Origin of the sequence: Xanthobacter autotrophicus ATCC 700552 (assembly GCF_043194565.1) — a bacterium.
Classification (GTDB): Bacteria; Pseudomonadota; Alphaproteobacteria; order Rhizobiales; family Xanthobacteraceae; genus Xanthobacter; species Xanthobacter autotrophicus_F.
This window is the reverse complement of sequence record NZ_JBAFVS010000043.1, coordinates 1-18757: the sequence shown is the minus strand read 5'-3', so window position 1 is coordinate 18757 and position 18757 is coordinate 1. Positions and strand designations below refer to the sequence as shown.

The 18757-nt window shown below is 63.5% G+C and carries 13 protein-coding genes; 9 read left to right on the top strand and 4 right to left on the bottom strand.

What is annotated here, in order from left to right:
- From V5F48_RS24320 to V5F48_RS24305, 4 genes are all read right to left on the bottom strand, one after another.
- On the bottom strand, positions 1-159 hold a 159-nt coding region (locus V5F48_RS24320), incomplete at its 3' end, for a thiolase family protein (protein WP_463596405.1).
- 280 nt (positions 160-439) lie between these two features.
- A complete protein-coding gene (locus V5F48_RS24315; protein ID WP_394260548.1) occupies positions 440-2173 on the bottom strand; it encodes an FAD-dependent oxidoreductase in 1734 nt (577 codons plus the stop codon).
- Between the two features lie 88 nt (positions 2174-2261).
- Positions 2262-4367, bottom strand: a complete 2106-nt coding sequence (locus V5F48_RS24310) for a 3-hydroxyacyl-CoA dehydrogenase NAD-binding domain-containing protein (protein ID WP_394260547.1) — start codon at positions 4365-4367, stop codon at positions 2262-2264.
- Complete coding sequence (locus V5F48_RS24305) at positions 4364-6481, bottom strand: acetate--CoA ligase family protein (protein WP_348842186.1); 2118 nt, start codon at positions 6479-6481, stop codon at positions 4364-4366. Before V5F48_RS24305 ends, V5F48_RS24310 begins: the two co-directional genes overlap by 4 nt.
- A 229-nt stretch (positions 6482-6710) precedes the next feature.
- Here V5F48_RS24305 and gcvA point away from each other — a divergent pair, with 229 nt between their 5' ends.
- The 9 genes from gcvA to V5F48_RS24260 all read left to right on the top strand — a co-directional run bounded on the left by gcvA (position 6711) and on the right by V5F48_RS24260 (position 18555).
- A complete protein-coding gene (gcvA, locus tag V5F48_RS24300) occupies positions 6711-7604 on the top strand; it encodes a transcriptional regulator GcvA (RefSeq protein WP_348842185.1) in 894 nt (297 codons plus the stop codon).
- 503 nt (positions 7605-8107) lie between these two features.
- Positions 8108-9265 carry an acyl-CoA dehydrogenase family protein gene (locus V5F48_RS24295; protein ID WP_394260546.1) on the top strand — a complete coding sequence of 386 codons (1158 nt, stop codon included), beginning with the start codon at positions 8108-8110 and terminating at the stop codon, positions 9263-9265.
- Positions 9266-9370: 105 nt separating this feature from the next.
- Positions 9371-10591 (top strand): ABC transporter substrate-binding protein, encoded by a 1221-nt coding sequence (locus V5F48_RS24290; RefSeq protein ID WP_348842183.1) that lies wholly within the window; start codon positions 9371-9373, stop codon positions 10589-10591.
- Between the two features lie 346 nt (positions 10592-10937).
- Entirely contained in the window at positions 10938-11888 is a 951-nt protein-coding gene (locus tag V5F48_RS24285; protein ID WP_394260545.1) for an NAD(P)-dependent oxidoreductase, read from the top strand.
- An 8-nt stretch (positions 11889-11896) separates the two neighbouring features.
- Positions 11897-13300 (top strand): MmgE/PrpD family protein, encoded by a 1404-nt coding sequence (locus tag V5F48_RS24280; RefSeq protein WP_394260544.1) that lies wholly within the window; start codon positions 11897-11899, stop codon positions 13298-13300.
- Between the two features lie 183 nt (positions 13301-13483).
- A complete protein-coding gene (locus V5F48_RS24275) occupies positions 13484-14935 on the top strand; it encodes an NAD-dependent succinate-semialdehyde dehydrogenase (protein WP_394260543.1) in 1452 nt (483 codons plus the stop codon).
- A 53-nt stretch (positions 14936-14988) separates the two neighbouring features.
- Positions 14989-16764, top strand: a complete 1776-nt coding sequence (locus tag V5F48_RS24270; protein ID WP_394260542.1) for a flavin-containing monooxygenase — start codon at positions 14989-14991, stop codon at positions 16762-16764.
- A 245-nt stretch (positions 16765-17009) separates the two neighbouring features.
- Complete coding sequence (locus V5F48_RS24265) at positions 17010-17945, top strand: SMP-30/gluconolactonase/LRE family protein (RefSeq protein WP_348842178.1); 936 nt, start codon at positions 17010-17012, stop codon at positions 17943-17945.
- Positions 17946-18093: 148 nt separating this feature from the next.
- The gene (locus tag V5F48_RS24260; RefSeq protein ID WP_348842177.1) at positions 18094-18555 is read left to right on the top strand and encodes a DUF3237 domain-containing protein; all 462 of its coding nucleotides are present in this window, start codon (positions 18094-18096) and stop codon (positions 18553-18555) included.
- The last annotated feature ends 202 nt before the right edge of the window (positions 18556-18757 follow it).

The window sequence follows — 18757 nt, the reverse complement described above, 5'->3', positions numbered from 1 at the left end:
GATCACGTCATCGATGGTGCCCCAGTCCACTGACGGATTGCGCGCCATCAGGGCGGCGATGGGGATCGCGGCCAGATCGTCGGCGCGCACCGTGGAAAGGGCGCCGGCATAGCGCCCGACGGGGGTGCGGACGGCGTCGCAGATGAAGGCTTCACTCATGGCATCAGGCCGCGCGCGGCCCCTCCTTGTCGGCCAGAAGCCGAGATCAGTGTCCGGACGTCCCGGCGCCCGTCTGGGCGAGCGCCTGTCCCAACGCAACACACCGCGGCGTTGCAGATGGGACGCACGGTAGCGGTCATCGCCCATAAGCCGACCGAAGGGCGTTCAGGGCGGCGACCATAGGAAGCCTTCGAGAGCCAGCTTTGAAAGCTGACGGGATCATCCCCCATGAGCCGATTAAGCCTTGCGTTGGCGGTTGGCGGTGAGACGCCGAGGGCGTTTAATGCGCGTTAGGCGCATTGTTGGCAATATGACGCGCGGCGATAAAACCAAACGTCATGGCTGGTCCGATCAGTGCTCCGCCGCCTGGGTAGCGGCCGCAGAAGATGCTGGCCCTGTCGTTGCCGACGACATAGAGCCCGGACACCACGGAGCCGCCCGGCGTCAGGACACGTGAATACTGATCGGCCTTCAGGCCGGCAAAGTTTCCGATGTCGCCAGCATAAACCCACACCGCGTAGAAAGGCGCTTTGGTGAGGGGCGCCACATTCGGGTTGTGAGGGTTGCTCGCATCGCCGAGGTAATATCCGTAGGTCGTCGTGCCTTTGCCGAACTCCGAATCCTTCCCGCTCATGGCGTTCTCGTTGTAGTTCGCGACCGTTTTGCCGAGCTCGTCCGGATCAACCCCGATCTGCGATGCGATCGCTGCAATCGACTCCGCCTTGTAGAGGTAGCCGGCGTCGATCAATGCTCTGGTCGATAGGAAGGGCTTCGCATAGCCGAGGCCATATTTCGAGAAGGCATTGTGGTCGCAGATCAGGAAGGCCCCGGTGGGGCGGCCGCTCTCCGGAGAGGCAATCATGCGCGCGACCAGATCATGGTAAGACATGCTCTCGTCGGCAAACCGGCGTCCATTCCGTAGCACGGCGATTACTCCGGGCTTGCCCTGATTGACCGAGTGGATGATAGCTCCGACCGTCCCATCCGGGTGGGGAACGCGGGAAATCGGCATCCAGGCTCCGGCATTTGGAATGTCCGATGTGACATAGCCCCCCGCCGACTCCGCCATGCGCGCGCCGTCGCCCACATTGCCGGGCGCGGTCAGCGAGATGTGCTCACCCTCCAGCGCAGGATGGGAATAGATCTTCGACCGGCGTTCCGTATTCTGGGCGAAGCCGCCACTGGAAAGCACCACGGCCCGCCGCGTCCTGACCCGGACAAGGCGTCCGTTGCGATTGACGATCGCCCCCGTGACCCGGCCGTTTTCGAGAATGAGCTCGGTGGCGGGTGCGAACGTCCACAGGGGTGTGCGCAGGCGAAACAGGGCGCTGGCAAGGCGGGCCACCAGGGCATTGCCGTTGACGAGCGTTTGCCCCCTGCCGTAGCGAACGGTGTCGTAACCGTATTTGAGCAGCAGGCTTGCGACCCGGATGGTCGAGCGAACCGATCGGCCAACCTTGTAGAAGTGGCTCAGGTCCGATCCTGACGAGATACCCATGCCGAAGAGGGAGAGCTCGCGTGGCAGTGGCCGCAGGCGCCGCAGCTCGGCACCGAGGATCCGAGCATTGACCGGCTCGACTTGCAGCGAGCGCCCATATGTCAAGGCACCCGGTTGATTCGAATGGTAGTCTGGCATTTTTGTGCTGATGAAGGGGATGCCGACCTCGTTCATGAAGAAGTCGATCATCTCCGGTCCACGCGCGAGATATGTCTCGATCAACGCCTCATCATAGGCATTTCCCAGCTCGGCTTGCAGATAGCGACGGCAATTGTCGATATCATCTTCAACACCCGCCTTCGCCGCCAATGAGTTGCCCGGAATCCAGACATAGCCGCCCGAGACGGCCGTCGTGCCGCCAAAGACCGGCGCCTTCTCCACCACGAGGACATCCAGGCCGGCCATCCGTGCGGTGATGGCTGTGGCCAGTCCGCCGGCACCGGACCCGACAATCAGGACATCGCACCAATGGTCGTCGCCACAGTCAACGCGGTCGCTGGCGTGTTTGTTGAACATGGGACGTTCTCTCGCTCTGAAGATATGATTTTTCTTGAGACATCGTTGCAGCAGCCGCGCGGCGGGGCCTCGCTTCGAATGGCGGCCCCTAGCCTCTGGCCCGGACGGGCCCCCGGGCAGAGGGCGGCCTGAGGAGAAGGGACAGGTCCCCGCGACGGGTGCCGGGGCCGGCGAGGGTCACGAGCGAATCGCAGTCGCTGATGAGCCGCCCGGGGTCCTCGTTCCGCGCCCAGTGAACCGGGCCACCCGCCCAGCGCGGAAAGCCGTAGCCGTTCACCAGAACCACGTCGATGTCGTCCGCATTCATCGCGGCGCCATCGGCAAGGGCAACGGCCGCCTCGTTGGCCAGAGCGAGCAGCGCCCGGCGAACGATTTCCTCGGCGGTGAAGGAATGGCGCGTGCGCCCAGCGTCCGCCGAGGCGGCCAGAATGATGGCTTCCACCTCCGGATCGGGCGCACCGCGCGCGGGGCCATCCTTATAGCGATAATAGCCGGCTCCGGTCTTGCGACCGAGCCGTCCCATTTCGCACAGCCGGTCCGGGATGGTGACGTAACGCGCGGCCGGGTCGCGGGTGGAGGCCTGCTGCAGGCGCATGCGCCAGGCAATGTCGAGGCCGGAGAGATCGGCCACGGCGAACGGCCCCATGGCGAAGCCGAAGGCTTCCAGGGCCTTGTCCACGTCCTGCGGAAGGGCCCCCTCCTCGAGCATGAACTCGCAGTGGCGACGATAGGCGGCATAAAGGCGGTTGCCGATGAAGCCGAACCGATTGCCGGCCACCACCGGCTGCTTGCCGAGCCGGTTCGCCAGGGCAAGACCCGTGGCGAGGGCGTCTTCAGCGCTGTCCTTGCCGCGCACTACTTCCAGCAGACGCATCACATGGGCGGGGCTGAAGAAATGCAGGCCGATCACGTCCTGCGGCCGACCCGTCGCGGCGGCGATGGCGTCCAGATTGAGATAGGAGGTGTTGGAGGCCAAGACCGCGCCGGGCTTGGCGAGGCCATCAAGGGTGCGGAACACCGCTGTCTTCACGGCGAGGTCTTCGACCACGGCCTCTGCGATGAGGTCACAGTCTGCAAGGGTGCCGAGGTCGAGGCCCGCCGTCAGGCGGGCGCTCATAGCGTTCACATCCGCTTCGGTCAGGCGTCCGGTTTCCACACGCCGGGCGATTTGGGCTTTGATGGTGGTAAGACCCCGTTGGAGCGCCGCCGGGTCTCGCTCGACCAGCACCACGGATAGATCCGTCTGGAGGGCGGCCAGCGCGATGCCCGCGCCCATGGTGCCCGCGCCCACCACACCGAAACGGGCGAGGGGACGCGGCGGCACTTTGTTGAGGCCACCGCCGCGGGCGGCTTCGCGCTCTGCGAAGAAGAGGTGGCGGATCGCCTTTGCCTCGGGTGAAACCCTCAAGCGTTGAAAGTCGGCTCGCTCGTCGGCCAATGCCCGTGCGGCTGGCACGTTGCGGGCGGCGCGCACGTGCCGGATCGCAGCAGCAATGTGGGGACGGTTGCGGCCGGCCTTAAGGGCCGTTGCGGCGGCCACCTCCTCGTCGGCGCCGTCGTCGGGTACGGCACGCTCAATCACCAAGCTCTTGCGACCGGTGAGGGTAAGTGCAAGGGCCGTGGCGGCCGCGCGCAGGTTGCCCTTCGCCACCTGATCGATCATGCCGTAGCGCAAAGCCTCTTCGGCTTCAACGCGGCGGCCGGAGCACACGAGATCGATGGCGAGGGTGGTGCCGACCATGCGGGGCAGGCGCTGGGTGCCGCCAGCGCCGGGGATCATGCCCAGCGTTGCCTCGGGCAGGGCCACCACCGTGGCGGCGGTTGCGATGCGAGCGTCGCAGCCGAGGGCCAGCTCGAAACCACCGCCTAGCGCTGCACCGTGCAACGCTGCCACCACCGTCTTCGGGCAGTCCTCGACGGCGCGGATTACCGCCGGCAACTGAGGCTCGGCCAGTGGCAGGTCGAACTCCTTTAGATCGGAGCCGGAAATGAAGGAGCGGCCGTCACCCATGATCACAACGGCCGCAACCGAGGGGTCAGACGCTGCCGCGGTCAAGGCTGCAAGTAGCCCTTCGCGCACCGCCAGGGAGCCGGCATTCACCGGTGGATTGTCGATGAGAATGACGGCGACGGCCCCCTCCCGCTCGGTGCGGACCGCGGGGCGGGGCTCGGCGGCAGGCGCTGAAGAGGTCATCGGGCGTACTCCGCGACACGCACGAGTGCGTCCACGGCGACCACGCCCTCGCCCTCAGGCAGTATGAGGACGGGGTTGATCTCGGCGTCCAGCACCACTTGGTCCCTCAGAGCGGCAAGGCGAGAGACCGCGACAATGGCGTCCGTCAGAGCGTCCAGGTCACCCCTGGGCTTGCCTCGATAGCCCGCGAAGATCTTCATCGCCCGCACCTCCTGGATCATGGCGCGAGCACCGTCACGATCCACCGGGGCGAGCCGGAGGGCGCGGTCGTGGTAGAGTTCGGTGAAGACACCGCCCGCTGCGAGAATCACGATCGGCCCCACCTGCGGGTCCCGCCGCAGGCCGATCAACGCCTCACCTAGGCCTCGCTGCATGGGCTGCACCAGGATGCGCGAAACGCTCGTGCCGGGCCGGCGTGCCTCCACCGTTCGGCGGATGTCTTCGATGGCGCGGGCAAGGGCCGCCTGGTCCTGGATGCCGAGCACGACACCGCCGACGTCTGTCTTGTGCGCAATGTTGGCGTCGAGCACCTTCGCCACGACGGGATAGGGGAAGGGCAGCTCCGGAATGTCGGTGCCCGGTGCCACGAGCGCGACCGGCGCGTGGGTGATGCCGACGGAACGAAAGAGATCGTAGGCCTCCGCCTCATCGAGCATGCGCGCGGGACCAGAAGTGGCGTAAGACGGCTCCAGCAAGGGCAGGTCCGGCCGAGGAGGGCGGCGGGAGAAGGCGGCGGCGATGACATCCCCGCAGGTTTCCGGCGACCGGAAATTCGGGATGCCGGCCGCGGCGAGGTGCAGGAGGGCATTCGGCGCGTCGGGTACGACGAAGGCGGCGAAGGGGCGTTCGTGCGTGCGAGCGGTATCCACCAGTGGCTTGACCGCCAGATCTGGCTGAAAGCGGGCGGAGGAGCCCACCGTCGCCAGCACCAGGTCGAACTCCGGCGCCTTGAGCATCACGTCAAGGGTCGCTTTCATGACGTCGTAACGGGTGCCCGCGAGAGTCAAGTCGACGATGCGGCCGTGCCCGCCATCCACGCCCGCCGCAGCGAGCCGCTCCCGGGTCGCGTCCGAAGGTGCGACCACGGACACGCCACGGATTGCAAGCTGGTCCACGACCATGGCGGCGCCTCCGCCTGTGGTGGTCACCACCCCGACGGTCGGCGCGCGGTGGCGAGGGCTGGACGGTAATCGCTGGAGCAGGGGCAAGATGTCGATGAGCCCCTCGAAGGACTCGACCCGGGCGATGCCGCATTCGCGCAGGAAGGTGTCGGCAATGTCGTCTGCACCGGCGAGGGCGCCGGTGTGGGACACGGCAAGTTCCGCCGCCTCTGGCGAACGACCTAGCTTGTACGCGGCGACCGGCTTGCCCCGCTGCGCCGCCTGGAGAGCAAAGGCCTGCAACGTGTCAGCATGGCGCATGGTCTCGATGAAAAGCAGGTAGCCGGTAATCTCGGGATCATCGAGGGTCGCGGCGCAGATCTCGCCCATGGAGAGGTCGCTTTCCGCCCCAACCGAGACCAATCCCGCGAAGCCAACACCGCGTGCCTTGCCACGCGAGAGGAGCGCGCCGATGAGGCTGCCGGAGTGTGACCCGACAAAGACGGAGCCCACGGGCAGGTTGGGTTCGGCGAAGGCAGCGTTGGCGGTGAGAATCAGCTTTTCCTTCAGGTTGGCGACGCCGATGCTGGAGGGGCCGAGTACCCGCACGCCGTGGCGCCGCGCCACCTCCTTCAGCCACATCTCGTTGACAGCGCCTTCCGGCCCCGCTTCCGAGAAACCGCCGGCCAGGATCGTCGCCACCGGAATTCCGAGCCGCCCGCATTCCTCCACGGTGGTTATGGCCGCCTGCGTGCCGGTGAGGATGAAGGCGTGGTCCGGCACCTCCGGCAATGCCGACAATGAGGGAAAGGCGGGCTCGCCCTGCACCGTTGCGCGAGAGGGGTTCACCGGATAGATGCGGCCGGCGAAACCCGCCCGGCGCAGAAAGGCGAGCGGGCGCGCCGCCGTCTTCGTCATATCGTCCGAGATGCCGACGAGGGCGACGGAGCGCGGATGCAGAAGGGCCTGGGCCCAATGGGGCGCTGAAGTGGAGATGGCGGGCAGGGAGATCATGATACACACTGCTTGGGTGACGGATGCGGGGGCGCCCGACACCGGGTTTCATGGAAAGCGGCCAAGCCGCCGGTTCTTCTGCCTTGGCGACCCTGCCGAAGGCGTCATGTTCGCAGAAGGTGACGGGCATGCCGATGCCAGCTTGAGTGTTCCCGTCTTTTTTCGGTCTTGCCGGGCGAGAGCAACTTCCTACTTGTCGGCCCATCATGAGATTTAGTAATGTAGTTACATGAGCGCCCGTTTACCGCCCTTGAATCCGCTGCATGTATTTGTGTGTGCGGCGCGGCATTGCAGTTTCACCCGGGCGGCAGAGGAACTCAGCGTCAGCCAATCCGCCGTGAGCCGGCAGGTTGCTGTCTTGGAGCATTTTCTGGGGTTGCGCCTTTTTTTGCGCGAGCGCCCGGGTTTGAGGCTCACTCCGAACGGGGTGCAGTATCTGGCCGAGGTGGGACCTGCTTTCCAGGCCATCGTGGACGCCACCGACCGGCTCACCCAAACCTCCGAGCGCGAACCGCTGCGCCTCCAAGTTTACCAGACCTTCATGGCCAAGTGGCTGATGCGCCGCCTCCCAGAGTTCCAGGCGCTCCATCCCGAGGTGCAGATCCGAATCAATTCCAGCGTGGTTCCGGTGGACTTCACCCGCCACCGGGTGGATGCCGCCATCCAATTGGGCAACGGTGACTGGCCGGGTATGCAAGTAACGCTCCTGTTCGGAGATTCATTCGAGCCCGTGTGCAGCCCGAAGCTCCTGGAAACCGGGCCGCCCATCGAGAGACCGCTGGATCTCCTGCGGTATCCGGTCCTGCATTCCCATTATCGCCGCCGCGACTGGGATCATTGGTTCGCCTCCCTCGGCCTCGTCATGCCGAAGGAGGAGCAGCCGACGATCTTCCCGAGTTCGCTGCTCACCTATCAGGCGGCCGTGGACGGGCTCGGCATTGCCATGGGCCAGCCAACCATGCTGAAGACGGAACTCGACAACCGCAGCCTTGTTTGCCCCTATCCCCACTCGGTCAAGCGAGACCTCGGCTATTATTTCGTGATCCCGGAGGCCATGGGCAACCGCCGTCGCCTGCGCAATTTCCGCAACTGGCTGGTCAAGGAGGCCGGCAAGGATCGCTGATGTCCGCTCCAAAGAGGGCTGGCCGGCGCACTCGCGAAAAGTTTTGTTCAACCCGGAGACCTGCCTGAGCGGGCGATAGACGCAATTGCCCTCCGGTGATGGACCTCAGCCGCAGCTCTACCGATTTGGAAAGCTCTGCTGGAAACATGATAAAAAGTCATGCTTCTATGATATCTTTGAAGTGTTAAGTCCTTTCACTGCGGGGCAACCTTCCCCGTGACGCAGCCCGGCGAGCCCCAGCAACACGCTGATCCGGAGCGGGTCGCAGGGAGGATTGAGCTAAGCCGCAACGGTGGAGTGCTTTCGCGCCGTTCCAGGCTTATCAGTGCACCGACTCCATTCCGCGCTGGCGACCCGGCATCCCCGCCGGAACGCCCCCGACAACGTTGGCGGCAACGGGAATGTTGCGTGATCGATCCGTCGTGCGTTGTTGGTGCGGCAAACCCTCCGCGGAAAGTTACTGGACAGATTGAGACATTGGATACACCTAGATGAAATTCGCAATGACCGAAGAGCAGCAGTTGTTTGCCGATTCTGTGCGGCGGTTCGCGGAAAACAACCTGCGTGAGGGGGCTCTCAAGCGTGCCCATGACCCGCGCTTTCCCTTGGATGTGGCTCGGGAACTGGCTGGACTGGGCTTGCTCGGTATCACCATTCCGCAGGGGGACGGCGGCCAGGGGGGTACCCTCATGGACGCGGTCATCGCCATTGAGCAGATCGCAGCCGTATGCCCGCGCAGCGCCGACGTGGTGCAGGCTGGAAATTTCGGCCCGATCCGCACCTTCGCAGAATATGCCAGCGCTGAGCAGAAGCGCCGCTTCATGCCCGATCTCTTGGAGGGGCGCAAGGTCATCAGCCTCGGCATGACGGAGCCAGACGCCGGCTCCGCCCTGACTGAGTTGCGCACCACGGCGCGCGAGGATGGCGACAGCTATATCGTCAACGGCACGAAGGTGTTCTCCACTCACAGCCCCGATGCCGACCTGTTCCTCGTGTATGTGCGCTTCGGGCCCGGCGTGAAGGGCATTGGCTCGGTTCTCCTGGAGCGCGGCATGCCGGGCTTCTCCATCGGCCAGCCCTCGCCCTTCATGAGCGGGGAGGAGTGGTGTCAGCTCTATTTCGAGGACTGCCGCGTCCCCAAAGCCAATCTGCTGCTCGGCCCCGGTGGGTTCAAGAAGCAAATCTCTGGCTTCAATGTGGAGCGCCTCGGCAATTCCTCTCGTGCCCTCGCCCTTGGTCGCTACGCCTTCAACCTCGCCCGTGACCATGCGATGACGCGGCGCCAGTTCGGTCGCGCCCTGTGTGAATTCCAGGGGCTCCAGTGGAAGTTCGCTGACATGGCGTTGAAGCTCGAGAGTGCACAACTTCTGCTTTATCGCGCCGCTACCAATGCAGGAGAGGATGGCCTTCCGGACCCATACGAGACCGCCATCGCCAAGGCAGCCTGCAATCTTGCCGGCTTCGATGTGGCGAACGAGGCGGTGCAGATCATGGGCGGAATCGGTTACAGCCAGGAGGCTCTGGCCGAATACTGCATGCGCCGCACCCGTGGCTGGATGATTGCCGGCGGCTCGGTCGAGATCCTGAAAAACCGTATCGCGGAGCATGTCTTCGACCGCCGCTTCGACCAGCGGGCGCAACAGGCGGTGGCTGCCGAATAGCAAATGCCGCGCATTCACGCGCCTTTCAAACTCATGTATTCATAATTCGATTCTAGCGTGCACTGAGATATACCCTGTACATAATAATAAACACTGGAGGAAAGAATGCGTACGATGCATTGTGTTGTCGCCATATCAGCTCTGCTCATGGCATCACCACTTAGGGCGGCAGAGCAAGATACAAAGCCAATTCGCATCGCTGTGATGAACGATCAGAGCGGCATCTACTCTGAAGTCGGAGGGTTAGGCTCCGTTGTCGCGGCTCGTCTCGCTGTTGAGGAGTTCGGGGGAGAGATCAACGGCCGCAAGATCGAAGTGGTTGGCATCGACCATCAGAACAAGCCCGACATTGCCGCGGCAGCGGCCCGCAAGGGCATCGCGGTGGACGGGTTCAATGTCATCGCCGATGGTGCCTCGTCCGCAGCGGGCCTTGCGATCAACGAAGTGACCAAAGCCAATGACACGATCTTCATAGCGGCCGGTGTTGCGTCGACCGAGCTCACCGGAAAGGGTTGTGGCCTGACGACCTTCCAATTTACCTACGACACCTACGCGCTGGCAAACGGAACGGCAAACGCTGTCGTAAAACAGGGTGGTGATACATGGTTCTTTATCACTGCTGACTACGTCTTCGGCCATGCCCTTCAGAAGGAGGCGACCAAGTTCATCGAAAAGGCTGGGGGCAAGGTGGTTGGCTCGGTCAAGCATCCGACGGGAACGCAAGACTTTTCCTCGTTCCTTCTGCAGGCGCAAGCCTCTCGGGCAAAGATCATCGGCCTTGCAAATGCAGGCGCGGATACCGTCAATGCCGTGAAGCAGGGCCAGGAGTTTGGCCTCCTTGATGGAGGGCAAAATTTTGCTGGCCTTCTTATCTTCCTGTCTGATGTGCATGCGATGGGTCTGAAAAATGCCAAGGGCCTCCTGCTGACGACGTCATTCTATTGGGACCTGACGGAGGAGACCCGCAAGTTCTCGTCGCGGTTTGGCGCACAGATGAACGGACGGATGCCCACCATGATTCATGCGGGCGTCTATAGCGGCGTGAAGCACTATCTGAAGGCAGTGAAGGCGAGCGGATCCGTCGATCCACGCGTGGTGGCCCGGAAGATGCGGCAGACGCCAGTCAACGACGCATACAATGCCAATGTGGAAATTCGGCCCGATGGTCGCGTCTTGCATGACATGTATCTCATGCGGGTGAAGTCGCCGGCCGAATCCAAGGGGCCTTACGATTATTACAAGGTGGTCGACAAGATTTCCGGCTCGGATGCCTTCAGGCCGCTGTCCGAAAGCGAGTGCCCGCTGGTCCAGCATTCCCAGAATTGATGGACTATCTCCCGGTGCCGAGCTTGGGCTCTCTTGTTCTATCCATGGGAACGTACTCCCGATGGAACAAGAAAGACGGTGCATCGGGATGCGGGAAGAAGACCGGGCAGCGCCATTCTTGGAACTTCGGAGTGCCAGAGCGCGACGGCGCGGGCGTCGTTGAATTTCTGGGTGTTTCCAGACAGGGCGTGGCTGAAGCGCTTTTGGATCGACGGGATGGCAGTTCGTTGCGTTTTGGCCCAAGCATTCTGCCGAACCCAGTACTGGTCGATGGTCGAGCTAATGTTCAACGATAATGTTGAATAAGGTGGCGTGTTCAAGAGGCGGCTTCGGGAATACGTGGCCTGTGGATTTCGCCGCATTGATCGATCGCCAGGGTCCGAATATTTCCCAAGGAGTACGTGACATGAAGGCAATCGGGAGCCTCGGCTTCATCGGCCTCGGCGTCATGGGTGAGCCCATGTGCGCCAACCTCGTCCGCAAGAGCCCACTGCCCGTCACCGGCACTGATTTGAAGCGCGAACCGATGGAGCGTTTGACTGCCATCGGTCTCAAACCGGCCGACACCATCGCTGGCGTGGCGCGGGCGGCGGACGTGATTTTTCTCTCCCTGCCCAGCGGCGCGCAGGTGGAGGAGGTGTGTTTCGGCCTTGGCGGCATCGCCGCCGCCAAGGGCCGGGTGCACACCGTGGTGGACATGAGCACCAGCCCGGTGAAGCTTACCCGCGAGCTCGCCGAGCGCATGGCAGCCCATGGCATTACTTTCGTGGATGCTCCCGTCGCCCGTATGCGGCAGGCGGCGAAGGACGGCACGCTCTCCATCATGGTCGGCGGCACGCCGGAGGAATTCGGGGCGGTGCGCCCGTTCCTCGCCACCATGGGCACGGACATCACCCATTGCGGCGGTATCGGCAGCGGGCAAGTGGTGAAGGTTCTCAACAATATGGTGGTCTTCATGACCGTCAACGCGCTGGCCGAGGCCCTCGCCATCGGCCGCGCCGCCGGGGTCGATGGCGCGCTGCTGTTCGACGTGATGTCCAAGGGCTCCGCCGACAGCTTCGCCCTGCGTACGCCGGGCCTCAAATCGCTGGTACCCGATACGTTCCCAGAGCAGACATTCCCGACCGACTACGCCATCAAGGACATAAAGCTGGCCCTCGAGCTGGCGAGCCAGGGAGGCATCGACGCACAGGCAGCGAAGCACACCCGGGAGATGTTGGAGGCGACCAGCAAGGCCGGGTACGGGCGTGCCTACTATCCCGCCATGATCCGTCTCATCGAAGCCACCAAGGTCTGAACCGCGCCATGGTGGATGCTGCCCCCACGATACCTCCCACTGGCGAGACGCGCGCCCTTCTCTCCTTTGTCGCCGGCCTGTCGTGGCACGACCTCGACGACGAGGTGAGACACGCCGCGTGCCGGCACCTGCTCGATACCGTCGGCGTCATGGTGGCGGGCTGCGCCGGCGACGTGGCGGCACGGCTCGACGGCGTGCTGGCTGCGGTGAGGCCGGCTGGTGCTGTTCCCGTCCCCGGCCGAACGCGTCGGGTAGATGCGCTTGACGCCGCTCATCTGGGCGGCACGGGTGCCCATGGCATCGAGCTTGATGACGGCTATCGCCAGGGCTCCGTGCATCCTGGCGTTGCCGTGGTGCCTGCGTTGCTCGTCCATGCCCATGGCCGGCAGGTATCCGGCGTGCGCCTGCTGGAAGCGCTGGTGGCTGGCTACGAGACGGTGACGGCGGTGGCCCGGACCTGCCATCCGGACCTCCGGCAGCGCGGCTTCCACCCGACCGGCTGTGTAGGGCCGCTGGGAGCCGCGATGGCTGTCGGCCGCCTCGCAGGCCTGGACGAGGCTGGTCTCGGCCACGCCCTCGGTCTCGCCGCCAGCGGCGCCGGCGGCCTGTTTGCCTTTCTCGGCGGGGGTGGGGACGTGAAGCGCCTGCACGCTGGCCACGCCGCCCGCGAGGGGCTGATCGCGACGCTGCTCGCGGCCGGGGGCGTTGGCGGGCCACCGGATGTGCTCGAGGCAGCGGACGGCTTTTTCCAGGCCTTCGCCTTCGGTCGCGACGCGCGGGCGCGGCGGCTCACGCTTCCTCCCGCCGCGCCATTCGGTATCACCGACTGCTACATCAAGCCCTACGCCTGCTGCCGTCATATCCAGCCGGCCGTGGAGGCACTGATGGGCCTCGTCGCCGAGCACGGCTTGAATGCGGATATAGTGGAGGCCATTGAGGTCGAGACCTACGCCATCGCCGCCAAGCACGGCGATACCGGCTGGAGCGATTTCGCCAGCGCCCAGCTCTCCTTTCCCTTCATCATGGCGCTGGGCCTCGCCCGCGGTGCTATCACCTTGTCCGATTTCACGCCGGAGGTGCGGCAGAGTCCGGCGCTGGCCGCGATCGGCGCGAGGGTCTCCGTTCGGGTCGATCCGGATCTTGACAGGCTTTATCCCGACTTTCGTCCGGCCCGGGTGACGGTGCGCACGCTGGGCGGCACCCTCGTGCGAGAGGCAAAAGAGGCGCTCGGCTCGCGCCTCGTGCCCTTCGATGATGCGGGGCTGCACGGCAAGTTCAGCAGCCTCGTCGCGCCCGTGCTCGGGACGGAGGCGGCGGAGCGCCTCCTTGTGGAACTGCTTGCCGTGGAGGAGAGCGCGGATGTCTCTTCTCTTTTGGAACTGGCCGCGCTACCAGCGGACGCGGTTCAGTGAGCCCGTCTGCCCATGAGGTTCCGGCCCTGCGCCACGCCTTCCTCCACGGGCGCGAAGTGCACACCTGCTGCTCGTGGTCTGCACTCGGCGGGTACGTGCGCTCCGTCACCCCGCCTGTGCCGATATCGCCAACGTGCTTCTGCCGCCTGCGGCTTTCCTCGACTGTGACTAGGACGTCTCGCCATGGCTTTCGCCTATCCCGAACTGCATCTCGTTGTCGCCGGCCGCCAAGTCAAAGGAGGCGGGCGGACGACCGAGCCGGTGCTGAACCCGGCCACGGGTGCGCGCCTCGCGGACTTGCCTCTCGCGACCGAAGCCGACCTGGACGAGGCGCTGGCCGCTGCCGACGTGGGCTTTTCCGTCTGGCGGCGGGTTTCCGCAGTGGATCGGGCCAAGGTACTGAAGTGCACCGCCGACCTCATGCGCGAACGGCGAGAGTACCTTGCCTTTCTCGTCACCAGCGAGTTGGGCAAGCCCCTCGCTCAAGCGCGTCTTGAGGTGGAACAGGCCGCCGGCATGTTCGAGTGGTATGCAGAAGAGGGCAAGCGCTCTTACGGGCGGATCATCCCGTCGCGGGCGGAGGGCACGCGCCAGATGAGCGTGCGGGAGCCCGTCGGTCCCATTGCCGCCTTCTCCCCCTGGAACGCACCCGCCATCACTCCGTCGCGCAAGATCGGCGGGGCGCTGGCGGCGGGCTGTTCGGTCATCGTCAAACCCTCGGAGGAGACCCCCGCCACCGCGCTCGCCATCGCGGGCATGCTGGAGGAGGCGGGCCTGCCGGCGGGCGTGCTCAGCATGGTGTTCGGCCATCCCGCCATGATCTCCGGCAAGCTCCTGTCGTCGCAGGTGATTCGCGGCATCACATTCACCGGTTCCACCGCCATCGGCAAGCTGCTCGCCAGTCAGGCGGTGCAGAGCATGAAGCGCATGACCCTGGAGCTTGGCGGCCACGCACCAGTGATCGTGTTCGACGACGTGGACGCGGAGAAGGTCGGCGTAGCCGCCGCAACCGCCAAGTACCGCAATGCCGGACAGGTCTGTACCTCGCCCACCCGATTCTACGTGCAGGCCGGCATCTATGAGCGCTTCGCCCGCGCATTCGAGGAAACGGCGAAGGCCATCACGGTGGGCGATGGTTTCGATCCGGCAACGGGTATGGGGCCGCTCGCCAATGCGCGCCGCGTGGAAGCTATGGAGGAGTTCGTGGCGGATGCGCGCCACCGCGGAATCCGCCTTTCCGCCGGAGGTGAGCGTTGCTGCAATGCCGGCTTCTTCTACCGGCCGACCTTGCTCACCGATTTCAGCGACGACTGCATGGCCGCGAATGTGGAGCCCTTCGGCCCGCTCGCCATCGCCCGGCCGTTCGAGACCTTCGACGAAGCAATTTTGAGCGCCAACCGCCTGCCGTTCGGCCTTGCCGCCTATGCGATGACAAACGATGTGCGCCGCGCTCATGCGGTCGCTGAAGCGATAGAGGCCGGAAACGTGATCCTCAACCACTGGACGGTCTCCTTGCCCGAAACGCCATTCGGCGGTGTGAAGGAGAGCGGCTTCGGTAGCGAGGGCGGGCTGGAGGGGCTCCAGGCATTCCAGAACACAAAATTTATCAGCACCCTTGCGCTGCAAGGATTCTGATGTTCATCAGAATCCAGGCTTCCTGGCCACGCAGCTAAAAGAACGGAGGAAACATGAATAACCTCTACACGCCGTCATTGGACCAGGCACCAGAGCAGATCGTTCAGGCCTGGCTCACCGGACTGAACTCAGCGATGCGATCCGGCGATCTCGACGCGGTACGGATACTGTTCCGTCACGATGCTCATTGGCGTGACATCGTAGCGTTGCGATGGACCCTGGGCACGATCAGCGAGAAAGATGCGATCGCGCCTGCCTTGCTCGATGCTGCCCGCGAAAGTGGTGCCCGGGATTTCCGGATCGACGAGGAGCGTGCCGCCCCGACATTTGCCGAGCGGGCGGGTGACGCGGTGGTCGAAGCGATCTTGCGTTTCGAGACGGCTGTGGGGCACGGTGAGGGGGTGGTGCGCATCAAGCGCGCCGACGCGGTGGATTCCGTCCCCCGGGCCTGGACCCTGCTGACTGCGCTGCAGAGCATCGGTGGGCATGATGAGGAAACCGTTCGCCTGAGTCGGGAGGAACCGCCTTTCGAGCGGGATTGGCATGGTCCGAACTGGCTGGACAGACGAGAGGAGGAACGGCGGTTTGCCGACCGCGATCCCGTTGTCCTGATCGTTGGAGGAGGGCACTCCGGCCTGAGCGCAGCTGCCGCACTCAAGGCGCAGGGGATTGATGCGCTGGTGGTGGATCGCATGGCGCGCATAGGCGACAACTGGCGCAATCGCTACCACTCGCTGAAGCTGCACAACAAGACGCCCAGCAATCACCTGGCATATCTGCCGTTTCCTTCGACCTGGCCGAACTACATCGCCAAAGACAAGATCGCCAATTGGCTGGAACTTTACGTCGAAGCGTTGGACATAAATTTTTGGACGCGCACCCAGTTCGAAGGCGCGACCTATGACGAGGCGGCCGCCCACTGGTCGGCTCGCTTGCGTCTGGATGACGGCTCGCAGAGGGTGATGCGCCCGCGCCACATCATCATGGCCACCAGCGTCAGCGGCACGCCCAACATTCCAAAAATTCCGACGCTAGAGAATTTCAGCGGGGCCGTCGTGCATTCCAGCGCCTTTAGGAATGGGGCTGAGTACAAAGACAGGAATGTCTTCGTCTTTGGCACTGGCACCAGCGCGCACGACATTACCCAGGATCTGCACGGCCATGGCGCCTATGTCACCATGGTGCAGCGCAGCCCGACGGAAGTCATCAATATTGAGCCGAGCGCTCAGCTGTATGACGGCATCTTTTACGGCAAGGGGCCTTCGATCATCGACCGGGATCTGCTCAGCGCCTCCATTCCGCTGGAAGTAATGAAGCAGTCACACCGGCTATTGACGGTGAAGGCGCGCGAGTACGATGCGCCTCTGCACAAGAGATTGCAGGAGGCAGGCTTCCGACTGGACTTTGACGAGTTCGGTTGGCCGCTGAAATTCCGGACCCGTGGTGGCGGTTATTACTTCAACGTGGGCGGCTCCGACCTCATCGCCAACAAGGCGGTTGGGCTGCTGCAGTACCACGACATCGAGGGGTTTGAAGCCTCCGGTGTGCGCATGCGGGATGGAGGGCTCGTACCAGGCGAGCTTGTGGTTCTGGCGACCGGCTACAAAGGGTTGGATCACGTCGTGCGCACGCTGTTCGGGGAGGATGTATCCAAGCGCGTCGGCAGCATCTGGGGATTCGACGAATCCCAGGAGCTCCGCAGCATGTGGATGCGGACTGGCCAGCCTGGCCTGTGGTTCACAGGCGGCGCATTCTCCCAGTGCCGCATCTATTCAAAGTATCTCGCTCTGCAGATCAAGGCTGCCGAGTTGGGGCTTCTCCCGGCCTAGGCCAAATCCGTCGTATCGGCGGCAGACATCGTTAGGTCCTCCGGGGTCAAGACTCAACGGCACGGAAGCTATTGGATTCGAGAGCATTTCCCGATGCCTGAATCTTCGGAGAATGTCTTTCATCTCGGTTGGATGGTCTAGTGTTGAGTTTTGGCCCCGGTGGCCGCATCGCTCTGGGGTAAGTGGCGATGTCGCCGGCCATACGGCGTTTCACTCCGTATTCGAAGGTTGTGAAGGAAATCGTGATGGAGTCTCCTGAACTACACATCCTTGCCCATGGACTACTCTTCCCGGAGGGTCCGGTATTTTGTGCAGACGGCTCCATCATGCTGGTGGAGATTGCGCGCGGCACTGTCACCCGAATCTATCCTGACGGTACTGTTGCCGTTGTCGCCGAAACGGGCGGCGGGCCAAATGGAGCTGCGCTTGGTCCGGACGGCGCTCTTTATGTCTGCAACAATGGTGGCTTTGAGTGGCTGGAGACGCGGGATGTGCTCCGGCCGACGCTCCAAGCGTCCAATTATTCCGGTGGACGCATCGAGAGAGTCGATCTCGTCACGGGAGCAATCCGGGTCCTCTATACGTCCTGTGAGGGGCAGCCGCTGCGCGGGCCCAACGATATCGTGTTCGATACCCATGGGGGCTTCTATTTTTCGGATATGGGCAAGGTCCGAATGCATGAACGTGACCATGGCGCATTGTACTATGCGTCCATTGATGGCACCCACATCACAACCGTTGCAGCACCGTTGCTGGCGCCAAACGGGGTTGGCCTGTCTCCCGATGGTCGGATTCTATATGTAACGGAAACAGATACGGCACGGCTTTGGGCGTTTGATATCCAGGCTCCGGGGGTGGTGCGCAAGCTACCTTGGCCCTCACCGCACGGCGGCCGGCTTGTCGCCGGGCTGGGAGGCTACCAGCGGTTCGACAGCCTTGCCGTGGATGAGGCCGGCGTGATCTGTGTCGCGACCCTCGTATCCGGCGCCATCAGCGAGATCAGTCCCGACGGGACTTTGCTCCGGCAATGGACAATGCCTGATCCTTACCCCACCAACATCTGCTTTGGTGGGGATGACCTGCGTACCGCCTATATTACGCTGTCCGGCAGCGGCAGGCTCGCCACCATGCCGTGGCCTTCAGCAGGTTTACCACTGAACTTTACCGGTCGCACCGCGTGAACACGGCTCCTGACCGGAGCGAACCACGCAGTGGGGACCGCAGAAGTTCTAGGCCACGGCATCTCGCGCGCACCAATTTCGGAGCCCAAATACCAATGCGATCTACAAAGCTCGCCCACTGCCAGTTCCAGCCTTCATGGAGGCCCTCTTGAGCAACGAAATTTCCTTAAAACCTCTATTTTACCTCAAACTTCGCGTCGGCGCGCACCATAATATGGGTGTGACTCCACGGGGCTATCGCCGAGTTGCCCCCGTTTCCGGCGGTCGATTTGAAGGACGCGTGTCGGGGGAGGTTCTCCCGGGTGGAACCGACTGGATCACGCTCAATGATGATCAGTCCTGCATGCAGATTGATGTCCGCTTGCCGCTCAAGACCGACGAGGGAAGCTTGGTCATCTTGCACTATGCCGGCATACGCGCGGGAGACCCCGAGATACTGGCACGCGTTTCGAGCGGAGAGGCCGTTGACCCTGAAAGTTACTATTACTACGTGACCGGAAGCTTTGAAGCATCAGAACCCAACCTGTCTTGGCTGAACCGGCTGGTTTGCATCGGGAAGGGATCACGACGATCAACCGGGCCGGAATACGCGTTCTTTGAGGTTGCGTGAGCCGTCCACGCTTCATGCCGCCAATCCCTACCTATTTTGCAACGGGTTCATTGACACTTCCGCTCATTCGCATATACTTCTTATACTGCACGTTATACAGTATATACGTTGTCATCATCGATGAAATCCCGCGCCGGAAGTGCAGGGCTGTTCAGCGCTGATTACAGAGCGCGGTATGCGAGGATGAGATCGAGGCTGAGTG